General features: G+C 52.0%; 16 protein-coding genes. 11 read left to right on the top strand and 5 right to left on the bottom strand.

The annotated features are described in order from the left end of the window. Positions 1–49: 49 nt before the first annotated feature. Both JR338_01790 and JR338_01795 read right to left on the bottom strand, forming a co-directional pair. Positions 50–1,735 carry a DAK2 domain-containing protein gene (locus JR338_01790; GenBank protein ID QRN83509.1) on the bottom strand — a complete coding sequence of 562 codons (1,686 nt, stop codon included), beginning with the start codon at positions 1,733–1,735 and terminating at the stop codon, positions 50–52. A 56-nt stretch (positions 1,736–1,791) separates the two neighbouring features. Further along, positions 1,792–2,157 (bottom strand): Asp23/Gls24 family envelope stress response protein, encoded by a 366-nt coding sequence (locus tag JR338_01795; protein ID QRN83510.1) that lies wholly within the window; start codon positions 2,155–2,157, stop codon positions 1,792–1,794. A 125-nt stretch (positions 2,158–2,282) separates the two neighbouring features. Here JR338_01795 and JR338_01800 point away from each other — a divergent pair, with 125 nt between their 5' ends. Further along, positions 2,283–2,468, top strand: coding sequence for a 50S ribosomal protein L28 (locus JR338_01800; protein ID QRN83511.1), 186 nt, complete (start codon positions 2,283–2,285; stop codon positions 2,466–2,468). Between the two features lie 59 nt (positions 2,469–2,527). On the opposite strand, the gene JR338_01805 is transcribed toward JR338_01800, so the two are convergent. Continuing rightward, on the bottom strand, positions 2,528–3,193 hold the full coding sequence (locus tag JR338_01805; GenBank protein ID QRN83512.1) for a ribulose-phosphate 3-epimerase: 666 nt from the start codon (positions 3,191–3,193) through the stop codon (positions 2,528–2,530). Between the two features lie 27 nt (positions 3,194–3,220). Further along, on the bottom strand, positions 3,221–4,306 hold the full coding sequence (locus JR338_01810; protein QRN83513.1) for a serine/threonine protein kinase: 1,086 nt from the start codon (positions 4,304–4,306) through the stop codon (positions 3,221–3,223). A gap of 282 nt (positions 4,307–4,588) precedes the next feature. Here JR338_01810 and JR338_01815 point away from each other — a divergent pair, with 282 nt between their 5' ends. The 4 genes from JR338_01815 (at position 4,589) to JR338_01830 (ending at position 7,479) form a co-directional block, all read left to right on the top strand. Further along, positions 4,589–5,086: a hypothetical protein gene (locus tag JR338_01815; GenBank protein ID QRN83514.1), complete on the top strand. Its 498-nt coding sequence runs from the start codon at positions 4,589–4,591 to the stop codon at positions 5,084–5,086. 82 nt (positions 5,087–5,168) lie between these two features. Next, positions 5,169–6,062, top strand: coding sequence for a serine/threonine-protein phosphatase (locus tag JR338_01820; protein QRN83515.1), 894 nt, complete (start codon positions 5,169–5,171; stop codon positions 6,060–6,062). Positions 6,063–6,080: 18 nt separating this feature from the next. Beyond that, positions 6,081–6,806, top strand: a complete 726-nt coding sequence (locus JR338_01825) for a response regulator transcription factor (GenBank protein ID QRN83516.1) — start codon at positions 6,081–6,083, stop codon at positions 6,804–6,806. A 13-nt stretch (positions 6,807–6,819) separates the two neighbouring features. Next, on the top strand, positions 6,820–7,479 hold the full coding sequence (locus JR338_01830; protein QRN83517.1) for a response regulator transcription factor: 660 nt from the start codon (positions 6,820–6,822) through the stop codon (positions 7,477–7,479). Between the two features lie 67 nt (positions 7,480–7,546). On the opposite strand, the gene JR338_01835 is transcribed toward JR338_01830, so the two are convergent. Next, entirely contained in the window at positions 7,547–8,356 is an 810-nt protein-coding gene (locus tag JR338_01835) for a TatD family hydrolase (protein QRN83518.1), read from the bottom strand. 74 nt (positions 8,357–8,430) lie between these two features. Between JR338_01835 and mnmA the strand changes: the two genes are divergently transcribed. The 6 genes from mnmA (at position 8,431) to JR338_01865 (ending at position 13,837) form a co-directional block, all read left to right on the top strand. Continuing rightward, entirely contained in the window at positions 8,431–9,507 is a 1,077-nt protein-coding gene (gene mnmA / locus JR338_01840; protein QRN83519.1) for a tRNA 2-thiouridine(34) synthase MnmA, read from the top strand. A gap of 34 nt (positions 9,508–9,541) precedes the next feature. Beyond that, positions 9,542–9,811 carry a hypothetical protein gene (locus JR338_01845; GenBank protein ID QRN83520.1) on the top strand — a complete coding sequence of 90 codons (270 nt, stop codon included), beginning with the start codon at positions 9,542–9,544 and terminating at the stop codon, positions 9,809–9,811. Positions 9,812–9,826: 15 nt separating this feature from the next. Continuing rightward, positions 9,827–11,737, top strand: a complete 1,911-nt coding sequence (locus JR338_01850; GenBank protein QRN83521.1) for a S9 family peptidase — start codon at positions 9,827–9,829, stop codon at positions 11,735–11,737. A gap of 94 nt (positions 11,738–11,831) precedes the next feature. Continuing rightward, complete coding sequence (locus JR338_01855; GenBank protein ID QRN83522.1) at positions 11,832–12,683, top strand: tRNA (adenine-N1)-methyltransferase; 852 nt, start codon at positions 11,832–11,834, stop codon at positions 12,681–12,683. Beyond that, complete coding sequence (locus JR338_01860) at positions 12,673–13,221, top strand: hypothetical protein (protein ID QRN83523.1); 549 nt, start codon at positions 12,673–12,675, stop codon at positions 13,219–13,221. Before JR338_01855 ends, JR338_01860 begins: the two co-directional genes overlap by 11 nt. A 13-nt stretch (positions 13,222–13,234) precedes the next feature. Then, on the top strand, positions 13,235–13,837 hold the full coding sequence (locus tag JR338_01865) for a CoA pyrophosphatase (GenBank protein ID QRN83524.1): 603 nt from the start codon (positions 13,235–13,237) through the stop codon (positions 13,835–13,837). Positions 13,838–13,851: the final 14 nt, after the last annotated feature.

The raw sequence follows: 13,851 nt of genomic DNA on the forward strand, positions 1-13,851 counted from the left end.
CAAGAACCCCGTGTTTGGCGGGGTTCCTGGCTGTTTCAGATAGTAAGGATTATTCAATCGCTATGATAAGCTGATAATGGGGCTGGTCCCCTTCATGAACTTCAATTTCGTGGTCGGGATAAATGGAGCGGATCTTGTCGGCCAGTTGGTTGACCTGGGCTTGTTTCATGTTTTCACCATAGAAGAGGGTGATCCGTTCAAATTCGTCGGCTTCCGCATCCACCAGAAGTTTTTCGCAGGCTTCGTCAATGGAGCTGGTTGAAGCAACCAGTTTGCCATTATGGAGGGCGATCACCTGGCCTTTTTCCACCTGAACGCCGTCAATTTCGACGGTCCGTGTAGCGGTAGTGATCTCGCCGGTCTCAACTTCCGTCATGGCGTCTTTCATATCAGCTACGATCTCATCGAAATCGCCATCCGGGATCAGCCGGAACATGGCGGAGAGGCCCTGGGGGATGGAGATGGTTGGAATCACAGCGACCTGTTTGACGGTCATGGAGGCTGCTTCATTGGCTGCCAGGATAATGTTCTTGTTATTCGGCAGGATAATGACTTTATCAGTGGGAAGGTCCTCAAAGGAGGCCAGGATTTCTTTAATGGAGGGGTTCATTGTTTGGCCGCCCTGGATGATGGCTGCCACACCGAGGCTGGCAAAGATACGGGTCAGGCCTGAACCGGGTGATACGGAAACGACTGCGATCTCATCAGGTTGGACCTGAGCCAGCTTGATCTTGGGTTTTTTCTTGTTTTTCTTCTCATCCATCTGAGCGAGCAGATTTTCAATAGCGACTTTTTGGATCGTACCCAGCCCCATGGTGTAATCAATGGGTGTGTATCGGTTTTCGGTGGGCACGTGGATGTGCATCCGGTACATGCCGTCGCCTTCACCAACCTGGATTGAGGTGCCAATATCTTCGAGGGCTTCATAGTAGTTCTCGAGGTTGAAGCCGTCTTCCGGTGTGAAGTCGATCACGACTTCATAATCCTGCCCGGGTTCCACAGTTTCCATGGCATCATCGAGGTTCATTTCGGAAAGCGGCAGGACTTCAGCAATCGGTTTATCCAAAGCCTCACCATTGATGAAGCGCCACATGCCTTCAAATATGCAGAAGAGGCCCTTGCCCCCTGAATCGACCACGCCAGCCTGTTTGAGGATCGGCAGAAGGTCGGGCGTCCGCTGCACGGAAGCATCGGCGGCTTCGACGATATCCGCCAGAACCTCAGTAAAGGAATCGGTGCGCTGGACGGAGGCTTCTGCCTGGGCAGCGATGTCTTTGATGACGGTCAGGATAGTACCTTCCACCGGGCGGACGACACCTTTATAGGCGGTCGCTTTTGCTTCTTCCAGGGCGGCAGCCAGGAGTTTGACGCTCATGGTGCTTTCGCTATCCAGGGCGCGCGCAAAACCACGCCAGATCTGCGAAAGGATCACGCCTGAGTTCCCCCGAGCGCCCATCAAGGCCCCCCGTGCAATCGAGTGGGCTAATTCACCGGCATTGTCCGTGCCGGAATTTTCGACTTCGTCGAATGCCGCCTGCATGGTCAGGACCATATTGGTGCCCGTGTCGCCATCGGGGACTGGGAAAACATTTAAGCTGTTGACATTCTGCTGATTTGTCTTCAGCCAGATCATTCCTGCTTCTAAGAGGGTCTTCAGACCCTGTCCATTGATTGGTACTGAAACCAGATTATGGCGTTCTTCAGCACTCAACTTAGTCAATTCGGCTGTACTCATAATGCTCCAAAGATATTTTGACGCGATAAATTCATCGTTTAATTCAATAAAAAGCGTTAGTCCATATTGCTGATTCGCAGGCCGCGCACATGCACATTGATTCTGCGCACGGGGACCCCGACCGTTTTTTCGACGTTGTATTTTACACTATTAACAATACTGTTGGTAATGGACTTGATCCGAGTGCCATACTCCACAACGATGTAAAGGTCAATGATCAGTCCATCATGATCAAAGGTTACATCAACGCCATATTTGGCGTCTCGTTTGAGGACTTGGCGGATATTCTCAACCAGGTCCTTGGGCGCAAGGCCCACGACCCCATAAGAGGTGAGGGTGGATTGTCTGGCGATGGAAGCAATGGCTTCCTTTTGGATAAGGATGCTACCAAGTTCGTTGTGTCGATATTCTGTTTCAGACATATTTCTTATCACCTTAGTTTGCTTGTCACTCGTGTAAGAGTATGGTAAAATAATTCGCTGTTTGGGTGAACGAATCACCAAGTTCAATCAGTCATTATAACTTAAAGATGTGAAAGGACGACATCATGGCAGTCTGCGAGATTTGTGGAAAAAAGACCACTTTTGGTCATAACCGTAGCCACTCAATGCGGGCAACCAACCGGAAATTCAAACCAAATCTTCAATCTGTCTCCGTTTATGAGAACGGCCGGACAGTTCGTAAGACTTTGTGCACTCGCTGCATCCGGACGCTGGTTAAATCCTCTAAATAGGGTTAACCCATTTAGAAAGCATTAGTCGCGGCTTTTTGCCGCGATTTTTGCTTTAAGGATTAATTCTCCAATGCGGAGCTCAGGGCGTTGATGCCAGCCGCAATGCCACCGGGATATTTGAAGATGGCAGAGCCCGCGACGAAGTTGGTTGCGCCTGCTTCATAACAATCCCGAATAGTCGTACTATCCACGCCGCCATCCACCTGGATCATCGCTTGGGAACCAGTGGCGTCGAGGAGGGCCTTTGTCCGGCAGATCTTATCAAGCATGGTTGGGATGAAGGCCTGCCCACCAAAACCGGGGTTGACCGTCATGAGTAGCACATGGTTGAAATCATGGGTCAGTTCGCGCAAAGCGGTTACCGGCGTGCCGGGGTTGAGTGTGATCCCCGGGGAGACGTTGAGATTGCGGATGTTTTGTAAAGTCCGGTGAATGTGGGGACAGGTTTCATAATGCACGGTTATGTGATCCGCACCGGCATCGGCAAAAGCCTTGAGATGGCGATCAGGTTCGACGATCATCAGGTGTACATCCAAAGGAAGATCGGTTACCTGACGAAGGGTTTTGACAATATTGGGCCCAAAGGAGATGTTGGGGACAAAACTGCCATCCATCACATCAACATGGATCCAATCCGCGCCGCCATCAGCGGCTTGTTGAACCTGATCTCCCAATTGGCTGAGATCAGCAGAAAGAATTGACGGGGCAATAATAAAGGGCTTCATTTTTGATAAACCTGCATTCTATTAAATTTATGGTCGAATTGAAAAATAAATAAATAACCAGAAGGGCACCAGACCCAAAACGGTGGTGAAAGCTAATAATCCCAGCCCCCAGGTGATCCAGTCGATCCCGGTGGCTTCGTCACCTTCAAATTCCTCATCATCGAATTCATCAACGAAACTATCATCACTGGGACCGGTCTGATTATCCATTGAATAGAAGGGGCGGTCCAGTGAGGGGCTTTTACCATTCTTTGCCTGGGGCAGGACGATGGGGCCGGTTTTGTCGGTCACGATACCGCCAAAGGAAAGCAGCACCCGACCCAGTTGATCGGCTGTGCGATAACGGGAGGATGGTTCCTTGGAGAGGACTTTGAGGGTGATCTCTTCCAGGGCTTCCGGAATGGCCGGGTTGATCCGGCGCGGCGGCAGGGGCGGTTCTTCGCGGTGCATCCGAGCCAACTCGGTTGAATCGCTGGCTTCAAAGGGGAGCTGACCGGTCAGCATTTCATAAAGGATGATACCCAGTGAATAGACATCTGAGGCAGGAGAAGGCGCACTGCCGGCGGCTTGTTCGGGTGAGAAATAGTGGGGGGAACCCCAGACGATTTCGCTGTGTTCTTCCGGGTGGATGGTGGCCAAAGCCCGGGCGATCCCAAAATCGGTTACCTTGAGTCGGTAATCTTTGGAAACCAGCATATTGTGTGGTTTGATGTCACAATGGACCAGGCCTGCCCGATGGGCATAGCCGACCCCGGCGCAAGCCTGAGCCATCAGACCAACCGTGTCCTCCACGCTGAAATGGCCTCTCTCCCTAATCAGAGTCTTGAGGTCGGTACCGTCAATATATTCCATGACGATGAACACCTGGTCTTCATCCAGGCCGAAATCATAAACCGTGACAATATTGGGATGGGAGAGATTGGCTGCGGCTTTAGCTTCCTGTTTGAACCGCTCTCGGAAGTCTTCGTCTTTGGCATAGTCCTCTTTGAGGATCTTTATGGACACCACACGTTCCAGCATTGTATCCATGGCCTTATATACCACAGCCATGCCACCCGAACCCAAAGGCTCAAGCAGTCTGTAGCGATCATTTAGAAGGGTGGGTTGTTCCATAAACGTATTAAATCCTCAGTCATCCTCAATTATGCCAATTTTACATTATTTTACCCCTCAAAGCGGGGAATGCACCTCCTTGACGGAGATTTCACCCCCTAAACGGGATTTCACCCCCTAAACGGGATTTCACCCCCTAAACGGGGAATGCACCTCCTTGACGGGGATTTCACCCCCTGACGGGGATTTCACCCCCTGAAAACACCGCAAGCCCAATTCGGACTGTTTTAGGCTATAATTAAACTGATATCAAACCAAAAACAACAAAAAAGCACTTATTCAATGAAATCAAAAAAGATTGACCTAAAATCCTTTCTAAACCCAATCACATTGTTGACCACATTAATCCTTCTGGCCGGGCTGGTCCTGGCTGCGATTGCAATCCTGACCCTTGGACGGAGCGAGAATGCTGGTGGACTGGTCACTCCTCAGGTGACGAAGATTGCTGCTGCGACCCAGACGCCCCAACCCCAGCCGACCGCCGTTGTCGCCTCACCGACTCCTACCAGCATATTTTTCCTGCCGGACGGCGTGATGGGCGTGGGGGCTTATGTCAAGGTCACTGGCACAAACGGGGCAGGCCTGCGGATGCGGGCTGAGCCTGGGCTGAATGGGACGGTCAATTTCACCGCCCTGGACGCAGAAGTATTCCTGGTGGTGGATGGGCCGGTGGAGGCGGATGGATATACCTGGTGGTATCTTGAAGCGCCCTATGACCAAACCCGAAGCGGTTGGTCCGCCGGGGATTTCCTGGCCCCGCTTGAGGAGGAAGATCAATAATCTGTTGGGTTCCTTTGTTATGAGGTGTACTTATCCAGTAAAATTATGATGGTAAAGGCAAAGGTTGCCTTTGGAGATCGTAATGTTTGATTTTTTCAAGAAGATTTTTCAAGAGAAATCTGAGGGGGGCTGGCTTTCTGATTCGCCTACAACACAGGTGAACCATGGTGATCTCCTGACCATTAACCCGGAAAAATCCGGCTTACCCTATCAGGTCGCGACCTGCCAATCCGTTGGCAAGGAGCGGACCCACAATGAAGATACCCTCTTCGTGGTCAACACCTATCTGGATGGGATTGACCCCGGTTTGGCTTTGGGCGTTTATATCGTGGCGGATGGGATGGGCGGGCACCAAAGTGGTGAGATTGCCAGTCATCTGGCCGTGCAGGGTGCTGGTTTTTATCTTCTGGACCAGCTGCTTAAAACCCAGATCTTTGAACGCAAGGGCTTCACGGAGCAGGAGGTCATGGACCTCTTGCGAGAGGCCGTTGCCCAGGCCCAAAAAATGATCGGTCAGCGGGTGCCCGGCGGCGGGACGACCCTCACTCTGGCGTTGATCCTGGGTGACCGAGTCTTCACCGCTCATGTTGGCGACAGCCGGCTGTATGTGCTTTCGGAGAATGGCAAACTGACCATCTCTACCAAAGACCATTCGCTGGTCAAGCGGCTGGTTGATCTGGGTGAGATCACGGAGGCGGATGCCGCCACACACCCCCAGCGGAATGTCCTCTATCGGGCCTTAGGGCAAACCGATGCCCTGGAACCGGACCTGGGACAATTGACGCTGGCAGCGGGTGACCTGATCCTGATCTGCTCGGATGGCCTATGGGGCACAATGGATAAAAGTGAACTAAAGGCGATCCTGAAAGATGATGGACTCAGCCTGGACCAAAAAGCAAATGCGTTAGTTGATGCCGCCAATCAGGCCGGCGGACCGGATAATATTTCGGTGGTGCTGGTCAAGAGGATTGTGTAATTCTTTACAGGAGGAAGCATGCAGGAAGCACTTTCAAGGAAATATCGGATCCTGGTCGTTGATGATGAACGCCGGATGGTGGGATTCATCCGTTTGAACCTGGAACAAGATGGCTTTGAGGTGATTGAGGCCTTTAATGGTACTGAGGCATTGGACCGTCTGCGGGATTCGCTGCCCGACCTGATTTTGTTGGATGTGATGATGCCGGATATTGATGGCTTTGAGGTTTTACGGACGATCCGTGAGATCAGCCAGGTACCGGTGATCATGTTGACCGCTAAGGGCGAAGAGGATGATAAGGTCAAGGGGCTGGAACTTGGCGCAGATGACTATATCACCAAACCCTTCAGCCCAAGGGAACTTGTCAGCCGGGTGAAAGCTGTGCTACGGCGGGGTGCCCCTTCAGAAGAGGACGATCAGGGCGTGATTGATGTGGATGACCGCCTGAAGATCGATTTTGGGCGGCGGGAAGTCTGGGTGGATGGCAAATTGGTCAAGCTGCGCCCAACGGAATACCGCCTGCTTTATCACCTGGTGCGCAATGCCGGCTGGGTGCTGACCCATGACCAGATCCTCACGAAAGTCTGGGGTTATGAATATCGCGACGAACCGCACTATGTGCGTTTATATATCAATTATCTGCGGAAGAAGATTGAAGAAGATCCATCCAACCCGAAATATATCCTGACGGAAAGAGGTGTGGGCTACCGTTTTGTGGATTATAAGCGGGATGATAAAGCCTGAGCGAAGGATAACTATGGAAAAGAAAGACATTTTGCTGGTTGATGATCATGAGGTTGTCCGGCTGGGATTGAAATCCCTGTTGGAACACAACGATCAATTCGAGGTGGTTGCTGAAGCTGGAACAGCCAAGGAAGCCGTCGCCCAGGTAGAGAAATATCATCCGGATGTTGTCCTGATGGATATCCGGATGCCGGGCGCCTCCGGAATTGAAGCCTGCGAGGAGATCACTAAACGCTGGCCTGATGTGCGCGTGGTGATTTTGACCTCTTATGCCGAGGATGAGATGCTCTTTTCCGCCATTCGGGCGGGAGCGAGCGGGTACGTCCTCAAGCAGATCGGTGCGGAAGGCTTGATCACCGCGATTGAAGCTGCCTGCCGCGGAGAAGCGTTGCTGGACCCAGCTGTGACCCAGCGGGTGTTCCAGGAAGTACGCCGGGCGGTGAAAGAAGAGGAAGCGGCTGCATTTGCCAACCTCAGCCAACAGGAAAAGCACGTATTGGCATTGGTGTCTGAAGGCAAGACTAACCGTGAGATTGCGGCAGCGCTTTACCTTGGCGAGGGGACCGTTCGCAACTATGTCAGTAGTATCCTGAGTAAACTTGGCGTGAGCAACCGGGCGGAAGCTGCTGCCTATGCGGTGGAACATAACCTGAAAGAGTATATTGACCGCTAGGAACGCTATTTAGTTAAAGAATAAACGGGCTGTGAAAACCACAGCCCGTTTTTATGTTGTTTTTAGGTTATTCCCATTGGAATAATCGGGTCGCGTTCGCATAGGTTATCTCAGCGACTTCCTTGGGGCTGGTGTTGTGCAGTTTGGCGATCTCTTCTGCTATCAGGGGGATATAAGCTGGCTCGTTACGTTTGCCGCGGTGGGGATGCGGCGTGAGATAAGGGGAATCGGTCTCCAACAGGAGGTGATCCAGCGGCAGATTACGGACGATGGCTTTACGATCCACAGCGTTGCTGAAAGTGACTGGTCCGGTGATCCCCAGGCAGAAGTTTAGCTCAATGGCAGCCAGACCTGTTTCTAGATCTGCACTAAAGCTGTGCAGGACACCGGGGCGGTCCTTGAGAGGGTGCCCGGCGCGGATTAATCCTGCGTGCCACTCGGACAGCATCGCCATCAGGTCATGGCTGGCCTCACGGTCATGGATGATGACCGGCAGGCAGAGTTCTTCCGCCAGCTTGAGCTGTTCTCGGAACATCATCCGCTGCTGGTCAAAGGGTGTGTGCTGGCGATAATAATCCAGCCCGATCTCTCCAATTGCTACAACGCCCGGTTGGGCTGCTTGCAGCCGCAGAGTGGGGAGGATGTCAGCCGTCCAGGGTTCGCCGATATTGGGATGGATGCCAATTGCGGCATAGAACATCCCGGGATAATGTTTAGCCAGGTCGATGGCAGCCTGCCCGGTAGGGAGGCTAATCGCCGGGTTGATGATCTTAACCAGGCCGGCTTTACAGGCGCGCTTGAGGACCTGGTCGCGGTCCTCATCAAACCGTTCAAAGTCGAGGTGGCAGTGAGTATCGGTATAGGGAATCATTGTCATTTCTTTCGTTAATAACTTCTCAATGGATCAATTATAGCAGTCCAGGCAAGGGCGGTTAAGGTAAAATGGAAGGTATGACGTCTCGTGAGCATGTCTATGTTGCGATGAGCGGCGGGGTGGATTCCGCTGTCAGCGCAGCAAAGTTGATTGAAGCAGGCTACCAGGTGACGGGGATCCATATGACCACCTGGAAAGACCCCAAATGGGAAGCTGAAATTGAGTCCCTGCCTTCTCCGGTATCTTTGGCTCAGGCTACTGCTGATTTCCTTGGTATTCCTTTCATTAATCTGGATGTGCGTGATCCCTTCTATCTGAAGGTTGTCGAATCCTTCATTGAACAATATCTGGCTGGGCAAACACCCAACCCCTGCATGTTCTGTAACCCTGAGGTAAAATGGGGCCTCTTGCAGACCTATGCGCTGACACATGGCGGCGATTATTTCGCCACAGGCCATTACGCCCGTCTGGAACGATCTGAGGATGGCACCGTGCGGCTCCTGCGGGGGCTGGACAGTGGCAAGGATCAATCTTATGTTCTGGCGATGCTCAGCCAGGAACAATTTCAAAAGACCCTGCTGCCATTGGGCGGGATGACCAAAGCCCAGGTGCGCGAAAAGGCCAGTCAGATGGGCTTGCAGGTCGCAGATCAACAGGACAGCCAGGACCTGTGCTTCCTGGGGACGGTGCATTATCGTGATTTTCTGGATCGTTATGCCCCTGAGGCGAAGCATCCGGGTGAGATTGTTAATCCCGATGGGAAGATTCTGGGTGAGCATGAAGGCCTGGCATTTTATACGATTGGCCAGCGGAAAGGTATCCGCATCGCTGCACCAGAGCCATATTACGTGATCGGCAAGGATTCGGAAAAGAACCACCTGGTGGTTGGCTTTGCCGACCAGACCGGCGTGGGCCAGCTCACGGCTGAACGGGTAAATTGGGTTTCGGGCCAAACGCCTGAACTGGATGATACATATGATGTGATGGTCCGTTATCGTGCCAATCCCGTTTCTGCCCGGATGTTCTTTGCAGAAAATGGAAAATTTAAGTTAGAATTTATGGGTAAAATACGCGGGGTTTCCCCCGGCCAGGTGGCAGTTCTTTATAAGGGTGAAGAATGCCTGGGCGGCGGTGTGATCCAATCCGCTGAATGAGAGCAGCGTTACCGCGGTTTAGAGGAGTTTTAAGATGACATTTCCGGCCATTGTGTTTTCGTTCTTCCTTGCCAGTATTTTTGGCAGCCTGATGCATATCTGGCGCAATGGGGGGTTGTTCCGACTGGTGTTGTATCTAGTGTTGAGTTGGATTGGTTTTTTTGCTGGGCATATCATTGCTCAGGTCTTTTCCATCAATTTCCTTAATTTGGGCACGATCCATTTAGGGATGGGTATCTTAGGCTCTTTGGTCTTATTAGGCCTTGGTTATTGGCTAAGCCTGGTTGATCCACAACAGATTTAGATTGGAGCTTTTCGAATGTATCGGATTGAAGCCTTATTATCAGCAAGACAGTTCCTGCGCCCTCAAAGAGTAGGCGGCAGGATTTTCTTTTTATCCAACATGAGCGGGCACAACAGCCTCTACGCCATGGATTATGGCGGCAGTGTGCCGGAGCCCCTGTTGCCGCCAAATATCGTCCTGCAGAACCCCCATTTGATCGGTGGGGACTCCTTCGTGGTATTCAAAGGCCTCGACAAGGTCCTGGTGATGATCGACCAGGACGGCGATGAGAACTACCTACCGATGGTTGTGCCGATGTCGGGTGGTTTCCCGGAGTCTGCGTTCAATAATTTTTTTGAGAACACCCGCTGCCATTTAGGCATGTCAGATGAAGATTTGAATATCTGCATCATTGCGGCTGAATCCCGTGAAGAAGGCATGATCCGCACCTACATCTGCCACCTGGACACGAATGAGGTGGAGGAGATCTATGCCAGCCCCTATGGTGGTTATCCCGCAGCCCATAATGAAGATTTCTCCCGGCTCGTGTTAGTTGAAGGGTATATGGTGGGTGACAGAGTGGCCTATCTTTGGGAACAGGGAAAAGGTACACATCTGCTTTATGGCAAGCCTTTGACTGACCGGCAGCCTGGTGAGGAAGTTCCTCTGACCGCATTCGGCGGTGGGTTCTTCACCGATGGCGGCAAGGGACTGGTCTTCAATAACGCACTCTTCAAGGATACCTACGGCCTGGGATATCTGGATATTGACCATCCCGAAAAGGCTGTCGAAGTGCCATTTGCTGGTCTGGTGCACAGTGGCGCCGGTGAGTTCGATGGCTTAGCACCGTTGAAGAATGGCCGCTTCTTGCTATTCTTCAATATCGATGGGGCCAGCTGGGTTTATGAGGCGGAATATGATGCCGAAGCCAAAGTCATGCAGGCGCTGTATGTGCTGGTGGGCCGGGGCATTCTGGCTGCTGGCGTTCTGGAAGCCCTGACCTATGACCATGAGACGGATTCATTCGCGATTGCATTCTCCACAGCCACTTCGCCAATTCAGATCTACACAATTGATGGTGAGGACCGGGATCGCCTGGTGTGCCATACCAACGAATCGATCCTGGGTATCCCGCAGGAAATTCTTTCCGCTGGGGAAGACCTCTCGTTCACGACATTTGACGGTTTACGGGTTTCGGCCCGTTTATACATGCCCTCACCGGAGTTGGGCTTCACCGGTAAACGCCCGGTGATCTATTACCTGCACGGCGGCCCACAGGGGCAGGAACGACCGGACTTCTCCTGGTTTTCCATGCCGCTGATCGAGTTCCTCACATTGGAGGGATTTGCGGTCTTTGTCCCGAATGTACGCGGCAGTACAGGCTATGGCCTGAGCTACACCAAGCATGTTGATCGGGATTGGGGCGGCCAGGATAGGCTGGATCATGTCCATGCGATGAAGGAAGTGCTGGCCAAGGATGACCGCCTGGACGTCAATCGGGCAGGTGTGGTGGGACGGTCCTATGGCGGGTATATGACCCTGACGCTGGCCGGCCGACATCCTGAGCTTTGGTCCGCGGCGGTGGATATGTTCGGGCCTTATGACCTGGTTACCTTCTGTGAGCGGATTCCCCCAACCTGGAAGCCTTATTTTGATGTGGCTCTCGGTAATCCGGATGTGCCGGAGGATTTGGCCTTCCTGAAGGAGCGATCACCCAAGACGTATATTGATAACATCAGCTTCCCGATGCTGGTCATCCAGGGGCGTAACGACCCCCGTGTGGTGGCCGAGGAATCGGAGGACCTGGTCGAACATCTGCGGGAGATCGGCAAGGATGTGGAGATGATCCTTTTTGAGAATGAGGGGCACGGTGTCGAGAAATATGAGAACAAGGTGATCTGCTATAACGGCATCACGGACTTCTTCAAGAAGACCCTGAAACCCTGATGTAAATTTGCCGTAAAGAATTCAATAAATCCAAAGGGCAGTGGTGACAAACTGCCCTTTATTTATTAGAATTGAGAACAAAAGGAGAAAGAAATTGACCTGGACACAATATGAAGCCATAGCCCGAGACGGGGATTTGGTTCAACTTTTGGGAAAGCGGCATAAAAGCCATATCATCCGCCTGAAAGCTGGGGCGGTATTTCAGACCCACCGCGGTGAGTTACAGCATGACGAAATTATTGGGAAGCCCTGGGGCACGCGCTTGACCAGTCACACTGGCAGCCCGTTCTTTTTAATGCGGCCGGGGTTATCCGACCTGATCAAAGAGACCAAACGTAACACACAAATTATGTATCCGAAGGATATTGGCTATATAGTGATGGTGATGGGTATTGGTCCGGGCGTCAGGGTGTTGGAAGCGGGGACCGGTTCTGGTGCGCTGACCACGGCCTTTGCCTTTTTCGTGGGGGATGAGGGCAAGGTCATTTCCTATGAACGCCGGGAGCAGATGCAGAACCTGGCCCGTAAGAACCTGAATAACCTGGAACTGCTTGATAGGGTTGAACTTAAGTCCGGTGACATTCTGGATGGCTTCGAAGAGCGTGATATGGACGCGATCTTTTTAGATCTGCCCAACCCTTATGATTACATCCCGCAGGTGACAGCCTCACTAAAGTTGGGCGGTTTCTTTGGCACGATCTTGCCCACGACAAATCAGGTCAGCCGGATGCTGGCCGCGCTCTATGCGGATAATTTTGCCTTTATTGAGGTTTGTGAAGTGTTGCTCCGCTTTTACAAACCGGATTATGAGCGGCTTCGCCCAACGGACCGGATGGTGGCTCATACTGGCTATTTGGTGTTTGCCCGTTCCGTGATGGAGCGACCAGAAGATGACCGGCCTAAGAAAAAAGAACAGGAAGAGGAAGAAGGCGAAGATGTTTCGTAGAAGACCTATCCGACCTGGCAGGCGACCCGGAGATCGAGCGAAAGTCTTGCTTAATCAAGCTCACCGATTGTATGATGAAGGCCAATATCAACGAGCAGCGAAACTGTTTGAAGAGTTGGCCCAGGGAGCGCTAAGGCGACAGCTTCCTAGGGCGCCGTTTCTTTTTCTTCAAGCAGGGAAAGCCTATATTTATGCCGGGAACGATAAATATGGGGTGGTACTGATCAAGGCAGGTTTGAAAGACCTGGCAATGCACAAACGGTGGCTGGTATTGACCCGGGTCGGTAATCAGGTGACTGCTGAACTCAAAGATCGAGGATTGACTGAGGCAAGTGATTCTATTCGGCAATGGCTGGATGAGAAGCTGGCAGGCTTGAAAACTGAGCTGCCGGTTGAGGGAAAGGTGGTTGAACGCCCTATCCTGCCGACCAAGTGTCCTTCCTGCGGTGGCAGCATTGATCCGCAGATGGTCGAATGGCTGGATGGCGTCACAGTGGAATGTCTTTATTGCGGGAGTGCAGTCAGGGCGGAGAGTTGATATAATGTGATTTATGTTTGATTTGACCGAAGACAGAATCAAAACGGGGATCCAGAATTTCAGGCAGTCCCGGGGCGAAAGAAATTATCATATTTTTACCGACGGTGGCGTGCAGAATTATAAATCGGCTGCCATCCTGATGCCTTTATTGGTTTATGAGGGGCGCTGGCATCTCCTGTTTACCCATCGGTCCGAAAAGTTAATGGAGCATCGAGGACAGGTCTCTTTTCCGGGTGGTGCCAAGGAAAAGGGTGATCCGAGTATGATTTTCACGGCCTTACGTGAAACCCAGGAAGAGATTGGGATTGCGCCAGAGGACGTGACAGTCTATGGCGATCTGGGCATCATGCCGATTGTTACGGGGTATTTGGTGAACATGGTAGTTGGGCAGATTCCCTGGCCCTATCCGCTGAAACCTAACCCGGATGAGGTCGAAAGTGCATTTATATGTCCGCTGCTCTGGCTGGCAGACCCGGACCATCGTACGATAAAGTATCGGAGTTTTGCCGGGCGGGAATTTCCGATCATCTACTTTGACCAGTTTGAAAATTATCAACTTTGGGGGGCAACTGCGCAAATGACGATCAATCTGATGGAAGCGTTGGGAGTTATTTAATCGATCGCTAGCCT

This window comes from Chloroflexota bacterium, from assembly GCA_016887485.1.
In the GTDB taxonomy this organism is placed as follows: domain Bacteria; phylum Chloroflexota; class Anaerolineae; order Anaerolineales; family Anaerolineaceae; genus Brevifilum.

Excerpts from the sequence above, each read along its gene's own strand:
- JR338_01790 (QRN83509.1), bottom strand. The coding sequence starts at position 1,735 with ATGAGTACAGCCGAATTGACTAAGTTGAGTGCTGAAGAACGCCATAAT.
- JR338_01795 (QRN83510.1), bottom strand. The coding sequence starts at position 2,157 with ATGTCTGAAACAGAATATCGACACAACGAACTTGGTAGCATCCTTATC.
- JR338_01800 (QRN83511.1), top strand. The coding sequence starts at position 2,283 with ATGGCAGTCTGCGAGATTTGTGGAAAAAAGACCACTTTTGGTCATAAC.
- JR338_01805 (QRN83512.1), bottom strand. The coding sequence starts at position 3,193 with ATGAAGCCCTTTATTATTGCCCCGTCAATTCTTTCTGCTGATCTCAGC.
- JR338_01810 (QRN83513.1), bottom strand. The coding sequence starts at position 4,306 with ATGGAACAACCCACCCTTCTAAATGATCGCTACAGACTGCTTGAGCCT.
- JR338_01815 (QRN83514.1), top strand. The coding sequence starts at position 4,589 with ATGAAATCAAAAAAGATTGACCTAAAATCCTTTCTAAACCCAATCACA.
- JR338_01820 (QRN83515.1), top strand. The coding sequence starts at position 5,169 with ATGTTTGATTTTTTCAAGAAGATTTTTCAAGAGAAATCTGAGGGGGGC.
- JR338_01825 (QRN83516.1), top strand. The coding sequence starts at position 6,081 with ATGCAGGAAGCACTTTCAAGGAAATATCGGATCCTGGTCGTTGATGAT.
- JR338_01830 (QRN83517.1), top strand. The coding sequence starts at position 6,820 with ATGGAAAAGAAAGACATTTTGCTGGTTGATGATCATGAGGTTGTCCGG.
- JR338_01835 (QRN83518.1), bottom strand. The coding sequence starts at position 8,356 with ATGACAATGATTCCCTATACCGATACTCACTGCCACCTCGACTTTGAA.
- mnmA (QRN83519.1), top strand. The coding sequence starts at position 8,431 with ATGACGTCTCGTGAGCATGTCTATGTTGCGATGAGCGGCGGGGTGGAT.
- JR338_01845 (QRN83520.1), top strand. The coding sequence starts at position 9,542 with ATGACATTTCCGGCCATTGTGTTTTCGTTCTTCCTTGCCAGTATTTTT.
- JR338_01850 (QRN83521.1), top strand. The coding sequence starts at position 9,827 with ATGTATCGGATTGAAGCCTTATTATCAGCAAGACAGTTCCTGCGCCCT.
- JR338_01860 (QRN83523.1), top strand. The coding sequence starts at position 12,673 with ATGTTTCGTAGAAGACCTATCCGACCTGGCAGGCGACCCGGAGATCGA.
- JR338_01865 (QRN83524.1), top strand. The coding sequence starts at position 13,235 with ATGTTTGATTTGACCGAAGACAGAATCAAAACGGGGATCCAGAATTTC.